This window comes from Paraburkholderia sp. J12 (assembly GCF_905220215.1).
Lineage (GTDB): Bacteria > Pseudomonadota > Gammaproteobacteria > Burkholderiales > Burkholderiaceae > Paraburkholderia.
Window position 1 is genome coordinate 87,132 of the sequence record NZ_CAJMZC010000010.1, and the last position, 15,332, is coordinate 102,463.

The window sequence follows — 15,332 nt, forward strand, 5'->3', positions numbered from 1 at the left end:
GTCGGCACGGAAGGGCCATTTACTGACGCGGCGTGCGTTGACTTGCAGGTAGGGCCATGCTGTCGTTGCTGCCGTATTGCGCAGCCGGAAATCAGCGTGCGTAAGCAAGCAACATCGCTGCCAGCAGGGCGCCTATAGCATAGACAACGTAGGTATTCAAACGCCCATGATGCATCCTCGCCAGCAATTGCGCGGCGCGTATTGCGAGCAACGTCAGAGGTAAGAAGATCCAGCTGTCTAGCGCATACGACTCCGTCTCGGTACGCTTGATCGCTGTGCGGAAGTGCTCTGCGACGACCACCTCCTGCTGTGCGGGTTTCACGGGCGCGAGTATGGCCTGGAAAATGACCCGGACTGGATTCGAAAAGCCGGTTGCCGTGTACGTGAGATGGGCCACGAGACGATTCAGACCGCCGTCCCATGCCCGTCGCCGCAACCGGCGACGGTGACGCGTGGCAACACGGACAAGGACGAATGTCAGCAATCCGATGCCGGCCATTGCGACACCGAGGTAGGATGGGGCGGAGGCAAATACGATGGGGTTTTCGGGGCCGCCTCGATGCATGAGGACCAGCCCGGCACCCGGCAGCCACCCTTGGCCGATTTGCGCGCCAAGGCTGTGAAAGTCCGCTACGAAATCCGGCGGAAGTGTCAGGGGTTCAAAGAACGGCGGTACCAGCGCTTGCGGGCCGGACGGGCAACGCAAAGCGGTTGCCGCATGGCGCAGGGTGCCGACAACGTACGTCGGGATCATGCCGAGGGCGAGGCAGCCTGCCGCCAGGAAGGCCATGGCGGCCCGCATGCCGCGGCTGACTTCACGCGCGTCGCTAGCCGGCTGGCTACGCGATAGTCCGAGAAATGTCATTCCGAATGCTTTCACGAAAGCCGTAACGGCGAGGCCCGCTGTGAGGGCAACGAGCGCCCCGGCGACTGCAAATGCGCCGCGTATCTCGACGTTTCCGAGTTCGACACTGCGAAGCAGGCTTTGGACGATCAGCCATTCGCCTGGAAAGCCATTAAACGGGGGAATGGCAATGATGGACAGCGCACCGACGAGAAAGAGGGCAGCCGTCCAGGGCATACGGTGGATGAGGCCGCCGAGCAGGTTCATGTCCCTGGTTCCTGCCGCACTGTCGACCGCCCCGGCGCCCAGAAACAGCAGGCTCTTGTAGAGAGAATGATTCAGAAGGTGGTAAAGCGCCGCGATGTAGGCGATACCCGCTACCGCTTCGCGCCCCAGGGCGGAGTAGATAAAAGCAGCGCCGAGCCCAACGGTAATCAGGCCCATGTTTTCGATGGAACTGTGGGCCAGCATACGTTTGAGGTTGTTTTCCGTCGTGGCGTACAGTATCCCGATGATTGCCGTCACGCTGCCGGTCAACAGGACCACGACACCTGGCCAGGGGCTTGTGAGCGGCAACAGATCGCCGTTTACGCGAACGATGCCGTAGATGCCGAGATTGAGAATCACGCCTGACAACAGAGCAGATGCATTGGCCGTCGCCGCCGGGTGTGCCCGAGGCAACCAGCTCATGCTGGGGAACAGGCCCGCCTTTACGCCAAACCCGAAGAAGCTGAGGAGGAACACGGCCCATCCGGTTGCGGCTCCGATATGCCCTCCGGTACGAATCTGATCAAAGCCCGAAGTGTCCGCAGAGATTGCAAGAAGCAGCATGGCGACGGCAATCATCAATGCACCGATTTCACTGGCGGCGAGCATGAGATAGCCTGCATGGGTATTGGTGTCGTTCAGATGCTCGTAATTGACAATCAGGTAGCTGACGACTGACATCAGTTCCCACGCAATCATGAATGAAAGTACATCGTGCGCGACCAGCGTAAGACCAATGCTGGCGAGCAACGCGTAGTAGATCGCGGCGAAGGCTGGTAGCGAGTAGTGTTTCTCGTACCGCATCATGTAGCGAGGCGAATACACGGAGACGGGCAGGAAGACGAGTCCCGCAGCGAAAGCGAACCATGCGGACAGGGCGTCCATGGACAACACAAGGTGACCGAACGGTGGGACCGCCCACAAGGTAACGGTCCACGCTCCTGCGACGAGCACGGAACATGCGCTTGCAACGAGGGCAATCGCGCAGGCGCCTCCGATCCACCCCACAGCGCGATGCGCATACCGCTGCCCGAGGCATGGAGCGCTAGCGACGCCGACGAAGGTGAGACCAAGGAATATGAAGAACGCGTTCATCGGACTTCTGCTCCCGGCGCCTGTCCACGGCCCATGACCGCGAGCAGGGCCTGGAGAATGGCGAGTGGCGGCGGGGGGCATCCCGGGACAACCAGATCGACAGGGACGGCTCCGGCCACGCCGCTATTGCATTCGAACGTCGGGCCGAATAGTCCTCCGGAGGCCGCGCACGTGCCTGCCGCGACAACCCGTTTCGGCTCCGGCATGGCCGAATAAGCGGCCTCGAGTGGACCGCGCATGGCATTCGTAACCGGCCCGACCACGAGAAGCACATCGGCGTCTCTCGGGCTCGGCGTCACGTAGATACCCAGCCGGTGAAGGCTGTATTCGGGGCATTCAAGCTGTACCAGTTCGGCAAGACAGGCTCCGCAGTCACCAGAATCCACTATTCGCACATGGATCGAGCGTCGGAATGCACGTGGTAAGGCCCCGCGACCGGGCAGGAAGCGAGACCATTCATAGTCGTTTTCCCATTGCACAAGCGAGGTAACTTCACGCACGCACCGAAAGCAATGGATGCATCGCGAGAGATCGACATCGCCGCCGTCCGGCCGCAATGCGTGCGTCGGACATAATCCATGGTTATCGGGGGCGGCGCTCGTGGGGCGACCGGGGCTCACACCGGCCCCCGTCTCCGGTTGCGCCGGATATCGGGTGATAGATACGTGCTTTGCGATACCCTTTAGCGGCCAGATGTTCATGATCAACGATCCGATTCGGCGATGCTCAGGCCGACGGTTGCGAGGGTAATGGGGAAATCCTGAAAGGCGAAATTCTCCGCGGCCAGCTGGAACGCGTGCCAATTCGAGAACGCCGGGGGCATCAGCCGATACCTGCCGACGCGCCCATCTTCGTCAATGCTGACGAAATGGCAGGTCGTGCCCGCAGGCGCTTCAGCCCAACCGAGCGCTCTACCCGCACACGGTCGCCAGGTGCAGGAAACAGGTCCCGGGGGCAGACTATCGGCTGCGTGGCGCGCCATATGCGCCGATTCGAGCGCTTCAGCAAGAAAGACACGAAGCCTGGCGTACCCGTCACCCTCCGTCTCCATGGACTTGACCGGGGCGCAGGAGCGGTAGGCTGCGTACGGCACATCGACGCGCAAGTCGCAGGTGCAGCCCGACGCCCGCCCGACGGGGCCTACGAGGCCATAGAGCCTGGCCTCATCGGGTTCGATCACGCCAACTTCCTCCAGGCGATCGAGAAAGCTATTGTCGAAGGAAAGTGCCTTGCCCAATGCGGAGAGACGATCGGCGCATTCCGCGGAGCGCCGGGTGAGTTCAATGGCCCGATCGTTGGGCAAGTCGCACGCCAGGCCACCTGGCCTCAGCAGCCCGAACAGATAGCGGTGGCCGGCGTATTCACCCGCGAGGCGCAACAGCGATTCGACCAGCGAATAGGCCAGGTTGGTCGGGACCGAAAGGCCCGTCGACTTGCATATCCCGGCAATGGTTGCGGTATGCGAACGAAGACGTTCCAGCTCCGCCCACATGACTCGCAGCCACTGCGCCCGGGGCGGAACGCTCGTCCCGCCAAGCGTTTCGAGCGCCTGTGCACAGGCGAGGCCATGGGCGAAAGCCGCCTGTCCGTTCAGTCGTTCCGCAAAGAGAAGGAGATCATGAGGCTCGCGACCTTCGGCGACTTTCTCAATTCCCCGATACTTGTAGAAGAATCGCGGCCGGGTAAATATCACCTCCTCGCCCACGGTCTCGAGAAAGAACTGTGCGGACTCCGTAATTCCGCCATAGATGGGTCCGACAGGCATCGTGAAGGACCCCGGGGCCTCGACGATCTGGGGCGGCACATAGTCTGGATTGGCTTTTCGTGCGCAGGGGGTTACCGGGCTAAACGAGTGCGTCATGGGGGCAACGCCTTCTGGCCAGATCTCGTCGTGCAGAACGAAGTCGCCCAGTAGCGGGTGACCCGAGAAGTGCAGGGCGAAGAGGTCTTCGATCTCGCGTTCGTGCCAGTCTGCTGCAAATGCTACGCTGCTTATACTCGGTACCAGTTCGCCTGCCATCGTTTTGAGCTCGACGATGACCCATAGACCCATTCCTGTCGCACAGAACGGGTAATGAAACCGGAATCCCCCAGCTTCCTGTTCCGCCACGATACCCGCCAGAATCGCACCGGTCTCGTGAAGGCGCGCGGTCACGTCGGCAAGTATCGACGGCTCGACAGTGATGCGAACGCATCCGGACTGTTGTACAACCGCCAGATCATCACCGAAGCGCGTTGCCAGATCACTCAAGAACGTCTGAAGAACACCGTGATTCATGGTGCCCCCGTCAGGTTTGCCGCCGCAGACTTCAGGATGAGCGCTAGCGGTGCCGGCATATACAATCCGAGGACAAGGACCGGCGCCAGCGCGAGAACGAGTGTGATCACGGCGCTGGGCGGCAAATGGGGCGTTGCTTTTTCAACCGGGTGGCCAAATACCATGTGGTTGATATGCCGCATGACCCCGAGAAATGCCACTGCGATGAAGAACGCAAGAAGTCCCACCGCCCAGTAATGTCCTTCCAGGAGTCCGGCCCGTACCAGCGTGAATTCGCTGATGAATACCGCAAACGGCGGCGCTCCGGCTATGGCGAGACCCGCCGCCAGCAGTGCTACTCCACAGATGGGGTTTAGCCGCAAGAGGCCACGAACCGAGGCGATATCGCGTGTACCGACGCTGAGCAGGACCACGCCCGCCGCGTAGAACGCAAGTGATTTCGTCAAGGCGTGTGTCATGACGTGGAGGACTGTGCCGTAGCCTGCGTCAGCACCCAGGCCGAGCGCTGTAACGAGTATGCCCATGTGCTCGACGGTGGAGTATGCAAAGAGACGCTTGAAGTCATGCACCTGCAGCAGCAAAAAGGCAGCTGTTCCGGTTGACGCCAGACCGACGACAATCAGCCAGTCGAAAACCGGAAAGCCATCGATACTCGTGAAAACGGGAAGGAGCCGGATGACGACATAAAGGATCAGACTGACCTCAATCCCGGAGAGAAGTGCGCAGACGGGGGTAGGCGCCTGGGAATGAGCATCTGGCAACCATGTGTGAACCGGAACGAGGCCGACTTTCGCACCGAATCCAACAAATATCAGGGCGAAAGCGAGTTTGCGAAGACCCGGAGCCATCGCCGGTGCAGAATGAACGAGTGCATCGAACGTCTGTTCTGTACCGCCTGCCTGCGAAAGCCCCCACAGAAGAAGAAAGAAACCGAGCGCCGCAACTGTTGCGCCCATGATGGTGAGAACCGCATATTTCCACGCTGCCTCAAGTGCCTCCCGCGTGTTCTCGAAACCAACCAGAAAGATCGAGAGTAGGGTGGTCAGCTCCACGGCAACCCAGGTCAGCGCGACTTCAAGCATCAGCGGGACGGCAAGCAGAGATGCGAGGAATAGATTGAAATTCAGGTAATAGCGTTGCTCGGCCACAGCGTCGCCACCGGATAAGCGACGAACGTATCCCAGAGAGAACACCGCTGATGTGAAAGCGAGCATTGCGGTCAGGAGTAGAAACAGGGAAGCAAGCGCGTTCAACCCAAACCAGCCAGGAATCAGTTCCAGTGCTCCCCGGCTTGCGACCGTCTGAACAAAACCAATGCTTAGACATAGACTTCCAAAGGTGCTAATCACTGTCAGCCACCGCGGCCAGGCTCCCGGGCGAATGGCGGCAGCGCAGGCGGCACCCAGCGGGAGAGCGGGGATTAGCCACACGGGACTCATGATGCACCGCGTTCTTTCAGGGCTGCCAGCGAGCCCACTGCGGTATTGCCAACGAACTTCGCAATCGTCCGGGTCAGGAGTGCCACAATCATCACGACCATCACACCTTCCAGCGCTGCGGCAAACTCCACCAGGGCAGATGACGTCGTGATGGCGATGCCGGCAAAGAATGCGCCGTTATCGATAACCATCAATCCCATCAACTGAGGCAATGCCTCACGCCTGATGGCGAGCATCACCATCCCGAGCAACAGCACATCCAGTCCGATAGGGAGATTGACGCGAACGATGCCGTCCGGGCCCTGAAGCAGTGGCCAGGCCAGAAAATAGGCAAGTACACTGATGCCAAGCGCGATCGTCAGGGAGATCGTGACGTTCAGTACCGCCTGAACTTCCCGCTTGGCACGCAGCCCCTCTCCGAGAAGCCGGGAAATGAGCCACGGCACGATCAGAGGTTTGGCAATCAGCGTGATCAACGCGACAAAAGCCAGTTCAGTAGAGTGAAGTCCTATCGCCAGCAGTATCGTGGACACCGTCAGGAGAAGTGCCTGCGCGACGTATGCGTGGAGCACGGCCTGAACCTGTCGCAGCGCCAGCATCATGAACGTGGTCAGCAGAAAGAGAACGCCGGAGAGTGCGTTCATGCTAACGATTATCGAATGGTCCATGTAAGGCTCACAAGGAAAAGACGTGCACGATCAGCGCCACGAACACGGTGACGAATGCGGCTCCAAGGAACTCAGGAATGCGGAAAAGACGTAGCTTGGAAAGCGATGTTTCGATGATTGCCAGTACGAATATGAGCACCAGAATCTTTAAGCCAACCAGCGGGATGGCAAGCAGTACAGACGTAATGTCCTTGTCGGTCGCGAGGCCCCATGGGGTAACCAGTACGTTGAGAAGTACGCACATGAGCACAAGGAGCTTCATGCTCCCGGCCCAATGCATGAGCGCTGCTCCGCGGCCCGAATATTCGAGGTTTTTGGCCTCGTCGATCATTGCCAGCTCAAAGTCTCCACTCGGATTGTCCACCGGGATTTTTCCCGTCTCCGCGAGAATGATCATCAAGAACGCGATAATGACGAGAAGATGGGAGGGGGCAAAGAAAGCTGCGATCGAAGTCATCCACTTCTGCTGGACGATATAGGGGATGGTTGAGTCCGCAGTAAAGGAAACGGCGAAAAAAATCATCATGAAGATCGGCTCGACAAGTATGCCGACCATGCGCGTACGGCTTGCACCCATTGCGCCATAGGGATTGCCCGTGTCGATAGCCGCAGCGGATGAGAAAAATCCGGAGAGTGCGAGGATGAAGCCGGCACCAACCATGTCGGCCATGAAGGCCATGAAGAGGGGATAGGCCGTCAGAACAGGGATTAGCAGAGTAACGACGAGTGGCGCCATGAAGGCAAGATAAGGCGTTATCCGGAACACCCATGAAGAATGTTCGGAAACAACGGTGTCTTTGTGGAAAAGCTTCCACAGGTCGTAATACGGTTGCAGCACCGGGGGGCCCCGTCTCGACTGGAAACGCTCCTTCAGTCTGTTCAGGACACCCTTGGCGAGCGGAGCAAATAGCAACACCGCCAGAATCTGCAGCAGATTCGAAACTATGGAGAGTGTCATGAATCCTCTCCGGGTATGACTACCGCACCTGGTCGACCTCGACTGGACCACGAGGTGACGAGCCGTTTGCATCGCAGTTTGCATCGCACTACGCACATCGGCTGCCGGGAAGCCAAGGCATATGGCTCCGCTGGGCCGATGGGAATCCGCGCATGTAGCTGAGACTCAAACGTAGGTAGCATTAACTGGCAACCATGGCCTCTCCGCTTTCCAGAGCGAAACGGGGCGAGCAGCCCCGTAGCCCGCTGCGGCAAGGGGCGCGGTACGTGCTGGGCAAGCGATAGGGCGATGAAATACATCGGCGCGCCAGACTTGAAAACACAGGCCTGGGCAGGGATCGTCGGATGACAGCCCGCCATTCCCTTTCCAGGGACTGCAGGCATCATCAGCCGTTGCGGGCGGTTATGCGGAGGAATGCCATCTCCGAACTACTTTCTATTCTATTAAGGTGCGCGCCAATGAGCAATGTCTTTGGGGCGATTCTCACCCGATCGCCGCCGGTAGGCGTCGCTTGTTTTGTCATCAATTGCAACCGGATTATGCGTAACCCTGCATGGGTCACCGTCTCTGTTCCTGGTTGCAATATCCGCGGCTCCTGAGCCCTCAGCCAGCGATGGGGCCCCCGCCAGGCAAGTACCCGGTTGTCCTTACGGCTTCGCCGCGCGGTCAGCGGCCCTTGGTTGATGCCGCGGAGATCGTTGGTCTTGTAAGTTGGCGTTTCGTTTCGCCCGATCTTCAGGTACTCGGTAAGATCGTTGGCCAGCAGTTGCCCGGAGACCAGATACGCTTCGTCGCTCGGCTGTCTCGGCTATTCACCGTCGTGGCGCCGCCTTTCGGGTTCCGGCGCATCGCCGGCGATCACCTCGAGGACATCGGTGAGCGTGATCGCCCCGGTATACTCGCCGAGATTGCTCCGAGAATTGGTGACGCGAAAATCAATCTGCGACGGGCTGTCGGCCCGCATTATCCTTGTGTCATGCGGATTAATACTCATATTCTGGCTTTGGGGAGGCGGCTTTGGCTACTCGCGTTTTACGGCAACCGGTTGTCCTGCGCAGGCCGCCGCGGCAGCAGCGATCCCGAGCCATGGTCGATGCAATTGTCGATGCCGCTATTCGTGTTCTGGCGGCGCGAGGCTGGTCCGACTTTACGACGAACGAGGTGGCGGAGGTGGCCGGCGTGAGCGTTGGTTCGCTGTATCAGTACTTCCCCGACAAGCTCGCGTTGGCCGAGGTGATCCGGCAGCGCCACCTGAGCGCGGTACTCGATGCAATATCGCCACCGGCTGGCGCACCTCAGGCCGTGTCGTTAGAGCAACGCGTAGCGCAACTGGTGACGAGCGTCATTGTTTTGCACAGCGAAAATCATGCGCTGCACCGCATCCTTGTCGACGGCGTTCCGCTTTTGGCGCGCGCGAACTATGGCGACTTCGAGGAGGCGTATCGACGCGCCTATCGGACCGTGATCGAATTCGCTTCCGGGCGCGAAGGCGACGCGGGTGACGAGGTGGCCGCATGGGTGCTGGCCGCCGCGGTCGAGGGTGCTGTGCATGCCGCGGTCCGCAGTGGGCAACTCGATTCGCCGCTCCTGAAAGTCGAACTGGCTGCGCTGGTCCTCGGTTATCTGCGTAGTCGAAAGAGCGAAGCGGGAAGCGATCTTTAAACGTCGATGATGACAAGAGTGCCGTGGCTGCCGGGCAGAACGGCGTGGGCCGTCCCCGCCAGAGCAAGGTACATTTGCCCGGTCTTTACGACGATCGTTTCGGGCCCCACTCGCAGCAGCAGTTCTCCGTCGAGAACGAGCAGCCCCTCGTTATAGTCGTGGATCTCCTCTTCGTAGGGCTGCGCGTCCATTCGAAGAACCTTGATGTTCGTCGAATCGACTGTGCCGACAATGGAAGATTTCCACGCTTGCGTCTTCTCTGCCGCCAGGGATTTGAAATCGATGAGGGGCATACGCCAGTCTCCTTTTAAAACCCTATTATCACGGCGAGATCGCGCGCCTGGCGGTACAGTGGGAGGGAAAGCTGCCGGTACGGCAGCCTGCACTAGCCGCCCCGCGTCATACGAGGCAGCGCAGGGCAGTCATCAACTGAAAATGCCCGTGCGCTGCGTAGCTTCCGGCAATTGCCGCGTTTCGCGCACCGAAAGCGGATGCCACAAACGCGCGCCACCTTCGATACCTCTTTCGTTCGGCACGGTGGCCGCATTCTGCGGCAGATCGAACGTGAGGCGCGCGGCATTGCCGCCGCCAATCCACAGCTTGTCGTAATGCACTAGCGATTCGAGTATGCCGATGATCTTCTCGACGCGCTTGTTCCAGCGCTTGTTTCCTGCCTTGCGGCGTGCGGCATCGCCGATGTATTCGTCGTACGTGCGGCCTTTGCTGACCGGATGATGCGCGAGCTCGAGGTGCGGCATCAGTTCGCCGTCGCGGAACAGGGCTGTGCCGGCACCCGTGCCGAGCGTCAATACGAACTCGAGCCCGTGTCCTGCGATGGCGGCGAAGCCCTGCATTTCCGCATCGTTGATGATGCGCACGGACGGATTGCCGAGGCGCTCGCCCAGCATCCGGGCGAGCGGCACGTCGTCGTTCCAGCCATCGGGGCCCAGGTTCGGTGCGGTCAGGACATGGTTGTTGCGCACGAAGCCCGGAAAGCCGACCGATACGTGGGTAGGCGGGTACGCTTTGACCAGTGGTTCGACCAACTGGCAGAGCGTTTCGACAAGAACCTCCGGCGGGCAGGGATGCGGCGTCGGCACGCGTACGCGTTCGGTACGCATGTTTCCTTGCGCGTTGACGATGGCCGCCTTCAGGCCTGTGCCGCCTATGTCGATGGCGAGGATGTTTTCGATGCCTTTAGCTTTGCCCTTCCTGGTGGGCGTCGCGCTCGTCGTGCGCTTTTTCGCTGTGCTGGTCTTGCGGGTCGTGCTGGCCACGCGTTCCTCCGTCGGTTCCGAGTGCTTCGTAGATTTTTGGTTACTTCGTGTCCGGTTTCGTCTGCGTTAGTGTTCGCCACGCACGGCCGTCGTGCGCCAGCAGGGCGTCGGCTTGTACCGGGCCCTCGCTGCCCGAGGCGTAGCCGTGCACCGGGATCGTGGTGCCGTTCTCCGGATGCAGCACGTCGTTCACCGCAGCCCACGTCGCTTCGATGCTGTCGGCACGCTGAAAAAGCGTTTCGTCGCCGAGCATGCAATCGTAGAGCAGTGTTTCGTAGCCGACGTTGGCGGCCTGGGCGAAGAACGCATCGTAGTCGAACGAGGACTGCACTGCACCGATCTGCATGACCGGCCCCGGCGTCTTGACGTTGAAATCGAAGCTCGTGCCATGCGACGGATCGATGCGCAGCGTCAGAACATTGGGCGTGAGGGCATCGACGGGCGTGTCGCGGAACAGGCGGAACGGCACGCTCTTCAGTTGTACCGAGATTTCCGTGCGCCGCGCAGCGAGCCGTTTGCCGGTACGCAGATAAAACGGTACGCCCGCCCAGCGCCAGTTGTCGATCTGCACGCGTGCGGCGGCATAGGTTTCGGTCTGGCTGTCTTTCGCAACGTTCGGCTCGTCGCGATAGGCGACACCCGCCGGTCCCTGCTCGTATTGGCCGAAAACCACGTCGTCCGGCGTGAGCGGCTTGATCGCCTCGAAGATTTCAGCCTTCTTGTTACGCACGGCTTCGGCGTCGAACGAATTCGGTGGCTCCATGGCGATCATGCCTAGCAACTGGAAGAGGTGGTTCGGCACCATGTCGCGGAAGGCACCCGTTTGCTCGTAGAAGCTGCCGCGTCCTTCTACCCCGATCACTTCCGACGCCATGATCTGCACGCTGTCGATATACTCGCGGCGCCAGACCGGTTCGAACAACGCATTGGCGAAGCGCACGGCCAGAATGCTCTGTACCGTGTCTTTGCCGAGAAAATGGTCGATGCGGTAGATCTGCGTTTCCCTTGCGAAACTCAGTAGATGCTGGTTCAGGTCGCGGGCCGAAGCGAGGTCGGTGCCGAAGGGTTTTTCGATCACGATACGGCGGAACGGGCCGCTTTCCTCGCCGGTCTCTTTCAGCAAGCCGGCGTGGCCCAGGCGTTCGACGATCGGCTTGAAGAAGCGCGCGCCTACCGCGAGATAGAACACCACGTTGCCTCGTGTCTTGCCGTCGAGTTGCTGCGCGAGACGCTGATACAGGCCGTCGTCTTCGAAGTCGCCGGCCACATAGTCCAGGCGCTGGGCGACCCAGTTCCAGGCATTGTCGTCGAGCTTACCGGCGTGAAAGGTGCTCGCCTTGTCGGCGGCAAACTTCTGGAGGGCGCTATGCAGTTCGTCGCTCCATGCCTTCGTTTCGCGTTCGCCATGGTTGACGCCGACGATCTTCATGCCCTCGTCGAGCAGTCCGTCGACAGTCAGGTTGTAGAGCGCCGGCATCAGCAGGCGCTGGGTCAGATCGCCGCCCGCGCCGAAGATCACGAGCGTACAGGGCGGCGCGGGGTGTTTGCCGGCAGGCGAGGCAGGCGTGCCGTGCGGATGCGATGCCAGTTTGGCGCTGGCGGGCAATACAGCGGAGGCGGGGGTGGTTGGATTGGGCGACATGATCTCGCTTCAGTTGACCGGAATGATCCGCTGGTAGCAATCGCTATACCTCGAACGACGACTTGATATTGTAAGCTTGCGGACCTTGGGCCGCTTTCCGGACGCCCGGCACGCGATTTCCCATGAACGATACGATGAAGAAACGGGGCAACTGGGTTACGACGACCATCGATCGGGCGCTCGTGCGAGGCGCGAGCGAGCTTGAGCATACCGCGCGCGAGGTGGTGCTGCATCGTTTGCCCGCATGGGCGCGTGCGCAATTTTCCGATCGGCAACTGGCAATGGCCGAATCGCAGCCTTCGGGGGGCCGGCTGTTGTTCACCACCTGCCGGCGATCGTTAAACCGGCCGTTCGAGCGTTTCGGTACGAATGTTCCATCGGACGAACTCGGGCTCGAATTCACCCAGCCTCAGCAGTCCCGCGCAAGGAAGCGCGCCGCTCGGCAACGTCTCACCGCGGGCAAGTCTGCGCGCGAGCAGAATGGCGGGCATGCAGGGAATTTCCGGGCCGTGGTTGTTGTCGGCGCTCAGATGCCATTCGAGTTGCAGCGGCCGTCCTTGCCGCGATAAACCGGCGAGGCGGACGAACATGCCGCCCAACCCGGACCCGAAGCCGTCGAACCAGCCGCCAAAGCGATGCAGCCACGGTGCGAGCGCCGCCGCGCGATCGAGCAGATGCCACCGTCGCGCGGTCGCGAGCAGGGCGAACATACGTTGTGTGAACCCGACTTCGAGCGCCGCCCGGAACATGACGTTCCGTACACCGGCATAACGCCCGGGAAATAGTTCGAGGTCCGGAACATCGCACAACGAGGCCAGGCGCGGTGCCATGTGGGAAAAGTGCACCGGCTCCGGATTCGCCCAGCCAATGAGTTGCCGCCACTGGTTGTCCTGCCATACGGGCACCGCCTCGCCGCAGCAGGACAGCACGGCGGCCAACGTGGCTTCGCCACGGGGCGCCTGTTGTGCGGGGCCGATGCAGATGTCGATCGTATGGAGTTCCGCGAAGCGCACACGCAACTCGTCGATGACGGCGGACGAAAGCGCGGGCAGCGTGCTTGCGCCGGTGACGGCGATCCGGCCCGCTACTTTGAAACGCGCATCGAGCGCCTGTGCGAAATCGCACACGAATCGCCTGCCATCGGCGAGATCGACATAGTGCGCGCCGCATTGCGCGGCAGCTTCCGCTACGGCATAGCTTTGCCCCTGGAAGGGGCCGGCGGTATGGATCACCAGTTGAGCACCGACTGCGTCCAGTTGCGCGGCGAAATCGGCCGCGCCGGTGTCCAGACGTGTCGCACGGGCACCCGCAGAGAGCGTGGCGGCGAACGTCGCCGAACGCCGTTCATCGCGCGCGGCAACCACCAGTTCGATCTCCGGATCATGAGCCAGCGCGCGGCAGATGCGCGCGCCGAAATTGCCATATCCTCCCAGGACAACGACTTTCATTACACTCCCCGCTGGCGGTTTTGCATTCCGTTCTTCTATTCGATGAACCATGCTCGCTGCTGTGTTTGCAGCAGCGGCGTGGAGTCACAATATCATCGTCGAGAAAAAGAGGTTGGCAATGCGAACGGGAACGTGTCCACTGGGCGGTTCACTTCACCACGGAATCGTTTCGTTTTCCCAGCGTGTGAAAGTCCCGGTCGGGCTGTCCGTACCGAGCAACGCCACGCGTACCGCTTCGCGTGCACCGGCTTCGACCGGGTCCGTGCCCGCGTAGCCGTTGAGGTTCGTTTTGGTGAAGCCGGGAGAAACGGCGTTTACCTTGATACCTTCGGGTTCCAGTTCGATTGCCATCGCAACGGTCAACGCATTGAGTGCCGTTTTCGACGCGGGGTAGACGGGCCCGAAGATCGCGCGCCAGGGGGCGGCTGGGTCCGAGTTCGTCGTCAGCGATCCCACGCCGCTCGACACGTTGACGATACGCGCTGCCTTCGATTGGCGCAGAAGAGGCAGCATGGCCTGGTACACGGCGAGGACGCCGAATACATTGGTGTCCCATACCGCGCGCATTTCGTCGAGCGATACGTTGCCCGGCCGCGTGGTCTTCGCGTAGTCCTCCACGGACTGGCCGGGCTGCCTTCTCGTGTTCGAGATGGCTGCGTTCTGGACGAGCACGTCCAGGCGGCCAAATGCGCGGGCTATGTGCTGGGCTGCTGCGGCAATCGAAGCGTGATCGGTTACGTCGAGCTGGAGCGCATGCGCGTTCGGGCCTATTTCCCGAGCTGCGGTTTCGCCGCGCTCGATATTGCGCGATCCGACCAGCACGGTGTGGCCATGACCCACTAGCTCCTTTGCGATTTCGTATCCAATGCCTTGATTGGCCCCGGTAACGAGGGCGAGAGGTTGGTCCTGCATGGAAAACTCCTTGTGGAAATCAAATCGATTTAAATTCAGTATTCCTGATATTGACTGTGCGTGCGGTGGAGGCGGAGAATCATCGCACTTCTGCCGCCCATGCTTCGGCGTCTGCACCCGCCGGGATGCGCATGGGCGACGAGGAGTCGGTCGCCGCGCGCCACACGGCTTCGGCAACGTCCTGCGCACGGGTAATCGGAGCCGTTTCGTCGGTCAACTGGGCGAACATTTTTCCGACGAGATCCGCATACGCTTCGTGTTCGAGCCCATACATATGGGCGCGCGCATTCTCGCCGAAACGGGTATCCGGCGCGCGGCCCGGCAGCACCAGGCGCGCCTGCACGCCGAATTGCGCGAGTTCCAGCGCAATCGATTCGGTGAAGGCATTCACCGCCGCCTTGCTCGCGCGATAGGCGGCGATGAACGGGAGCGCCTTGAGCGTAACGCTCGACGTGACGTTCACGACCACGCCGGCCCTGCGCTCGCGGAACTGTGGCAGCACGGCCTGGGTCATGGCAATCGTGCCGATGGTGTTGGTTTCCAGCACCGCGCGGACCGATTCGATCGGCGTCAGTTCGGCCGGAGCGGCTGTGCCGAAGCCCGCGTTGTTCACGAGCACGTCGATCGGGCCTGCCGCTTCGACGGCCTTGCGGATGCTTTCGGGATGCGTGACGTCGAGTGGCAGGACGCGCAGCGCGTCCGAGGGCGGCAGCAGGTCGGTGCGCGGCGTGCGCATGGTCGCTACGACACGCCAGTCGCGAGCGAGGAAGTAGCGCGCGATTTCCAGGCCGAAGCCCGACGAGCAGCCCGTGATCAGCACGGTTTTCATAGGAGCACTCCTT

At 61.0% G+C, this 15,332-nt stretch carries 14 protein-coding genes and 1 riboswitch; of the genes, 1 reads left to right on the forward strand and 13 read right to left on the reverse strand.

What is annotated here, in order from left to right:
- Positions 1 to 91: 91 nt before the first annotated feature.
- From U5760_RS20840 to U5760_RS20865, 7 genes are all read right to left on the reverse strand, one after another.
- Positions 92 to 1,996: a proton-conducting transporter membrane subunit gene (locus U5760_RS20840; RefSeq protein WP_322014186.1), complete on the reverse strand. Its 1,905-nt coding sequence runs from the start codon at positions 1,994 to 1,996 to the stop codon at positions 92 to 94.
- A 206-nt stretch (positions 1,997 to 2,202) separates the two neighbouring features.
- A complete protein-coding gene (locus U5760_RS31700) occupies positions 2,203 to 2,907 on the reverse strand; it encodes a hypothetical protein (RefSeq protein ID WP_415914142.1) in 705 nt (234 codons plus the stop codon).
- Between the two features lie 2 nt (positions 2,908 to 2,909).
- The gene (locus U5760_RS20845; protein ID WP_322014187.1) at positions 2,910 to 4,484 is read right to left on the reverse strand and encodes an NADH-quinone oxidoreductase subunit C; all 1,575 of its coding nucleotides are present in this window, start codon (positions 4,482 to 4,484) and stop codon (positions 2,910 to 2,912) included.
- Complete coding sequence (locus U5760_RS20850) at positions 4,481 to 5,923, reverse strand: proton-conducting transporter membrane subunit (protein ID WP_322014188.1); 1,443 nt, start codon at positions 5,921 to 5,923, stop codon at positions 4,481 to 4,483. Before U5760_RS20850 ends, U5760_RS20845 begins: the two co-directional genes overlap by 4 nt.
- The gene (locus tag U5760_RS20855; protein ID WP_322014189.1) at positions 5,920 to 6,567 is read right to left on the reverse strand and encodes a hypothetical protein; all 648 of its coding nucleotides are present in this window, start codon (positions 6,565 to 6,567) and stop codon (positions 5,920 to 5,922) included. The genes U5760_RS20850 and U5760_RS20855 overlap by 4 nt, the downstream gene beginning before the upstream one ends.
- 31 nt (positions 6,568 to 6,598) lie before the next feature.
- Positions 6,599 to 7,549 (reverse strand): respiratory chain complex I subunit 1 family protein, encoded by a 951-nt coding sequence (locus tag U5760_RS20860; protein ID WP_322014190.1) that lies wholly within the window; start codon positions 7,547 to 7,549, stop codon positions 6,599 to 6,601.
- 369 nt (positions 7,550 to 7,918) lie between these two features.
- A riboswitch (Fluoride riboswitch) is annotated at positions 7,919 to 7,983 on the reverse strand.
- Between the two features lie 374 nt (positions 7,984 to 8,357).
- Entirely contained in the window at positions 8,358 to 8,513 is a 156-nt protein-coding gene (locus U5760_RS20865) for a hypothetical protein (RefSeq protein WP_322014191.1), read from the reverse strand.
- A gap of 122 nt (positions 8,514 to 8,635) precedes the next feature.
- On the opposite strand from U5760_RS20865, the gene U5760_RS20870 reads away from it, so the two are divergent.
- Positions 8,636 to 9,211, forward strand: coding sequence for a TetR/AcrR family transcriptional regulator (locus U5760_RS20870; protein WP_322014192.1), 576 nt, complete (start codon positions 8,636 to 8,638; stop codon positions 9,209 to 9,211).
- Here the strand turns inward: U5760_RS20870 and U5760_RS20875 are convergent.
- From U5760_RS20875 to U5760_RS20900, 6 genes are all read right to left on the reverse strand, one after another.
- Entirely contained in the window at positions 9,208 to 9,504 is a 297-nt protein-coding gene (locus U5760_RS20875; RefSeq protein WP_322014193.1) for a cupin domain-containing protein, read from the reverse strand. The two genes, U5760_RS20870 and U5760_RS20875, sit on opposite strands and share 4 nt — an antisense overlap.
- A gap of 132 nt (positions 9,505 to 9,636) precedes the next feature.
- A complete protein-coding gene (locus U5760_RS20880) occupies positions 9,637 to 10,404 on the reverse strand; it encodes an ROK family protein (RefSeq protein WP_322014366.1) in 768 nt (255 codons plus the stop codon).
- A 124-nt stretch (positions 10,405 to 10,528) separates the two neighbouring features.
- Positions 10,529 to 12,130, reverse strand: a complete 1,602-nt coding sequence (gene zwf / locus U5760_RS20885) for a glucose-6-phosphate dehydrogenase (RefSeq protein ID WP_322014194.1) — start codon at positions 12,128 to 12,130, stop codon at positions 10,529 to 10,531.
- A 338-nt stretch (positions 12,131 to 12,468) separates the two neighbouring features.
- Positions 12,469 to 13,578, reverse strand: coding sequence for a saccharopine dehydrogenase family protein (locus U5760_RS20890; protein ID WP_322014195.1), 1,110 nt, complete (start codon positions 13,576 to 13,578; stop codon positions 12,469 to 12,471).
- Positions 13,579 to 13,731: 153 nt separating this feature from the next.
- A complete protein-coding gene (locus tag U5760_RS20895; RefSeq protein WP_322014196.1) occupies positions 13,732 to 14,490 on the reverse strand; it encodes an SDR family NAD(P)-dependent oxidoreductase in 759 nt (252 codons plus the stop codon).
- Between the two features lie 79 nt (positions 14,491 to 14,569).
- On the reverse strand, positions 14,570 to 15,319 hold the full coding sequence (locus tag U5760_RS20900; protein ID WP_322014197.1) for an SDR family oxidoreductase: 750 nt from the start codon (positions 15,317 to 15,319) through the stop codon (positions 14,570 to 14,572).
- Positions 15,320 to 15,332 lie beyond the last annotated feature (13 nt).

Coding starts and splice junctions, on each gene's coding strand:
- U5760_RS20840 (WP_322014186.1), bottom strand. CDS start 1,996: ATGGACGCCCTGTCCGCATGGTTCGCTTTCGCTGCGGGACTCGTCTTC.
- U5760_RS31700 (WP_415914142.1), bottom strand. CDS start 2,907: ATGAACATCTGGCCGCTAAAGGGTATCGCAAAGCACGTATCTATCACC.
- U5760_RS20845 (WP_322014187.1), bottom strand. CDS start 4,484: ATGAATCACGGTGTTCTTCAGACGTTCTTGAGTGATCTGGCAACGCGC.
- U5760_RS20850 (WP_322014188.1), bottom strand. CDS start 5,923: ATGAGTCCCGTGTGGCTAATCCCCGCTCTCCCGCTGGGTGCCGCCTGC.
- U5760_RS20855 (WP_322014189.1), bottom strand. CDS start 6,567: ATGAACGCACTCTCCGGCGTTCTCTTTCTGCTGACCACGTTCATGATG.
- U5760_RS20860 (WP_322014190.1), bottom strand. CDS start 7,549: ATGACACTCTCCATAGTTTCGAATCTGCTGCAGATTCTGGCGGTGTTG.
- U5760_RS20865 (WP_322014191.1), bottom strand. CDS start 8,513: ATGCGGGCCGACAGCCCGTCGCAGATTGATTTTCGCGTCACCAATTCT.
- U5760_RS20870 (WP_322014192.1), top strand. CDS start 8,636: ATGGTCGATGCAATTGTCGATGCCGCTATTCGTGTTCTGGCGGCGCGA.
- U5760_RS20875 (WP_322014193.1), bottom strand. CDS start 9,504: ATGCCCCTCATCGATTTCAAATCCCTGGCGGCAGAGAAGACGCAAGCG.
- zwf (WP_322014194.1), bottom strand. CDS start 12,130: ATGTCGCCCAATCCAACCACCCCCGCCTCCGCTGTATTGCCCGCCAGC.
- U5760_RS20890 (WP_322014195.1), bottom strand. CDS start 13,578: ATGAAAGTCGTTGTCCTGGGAGGATATGGCAATTTCGGCGCGCGCATC.
- U5760_RS20895 (WP_322014196.1), bottom strand. CDS start 14,490: ATGCAGGACCAACCTCTCGCCCTCGTTACCGGGGCCAATCAAGGCATT.
- U5760_RS20900 (WP_322014197.1), bottom strand. CDS start 15,319: ATGAAAACCGTGCTGATCACGGGCTGCTCGTCGGGCTTCGGCCTGGAA.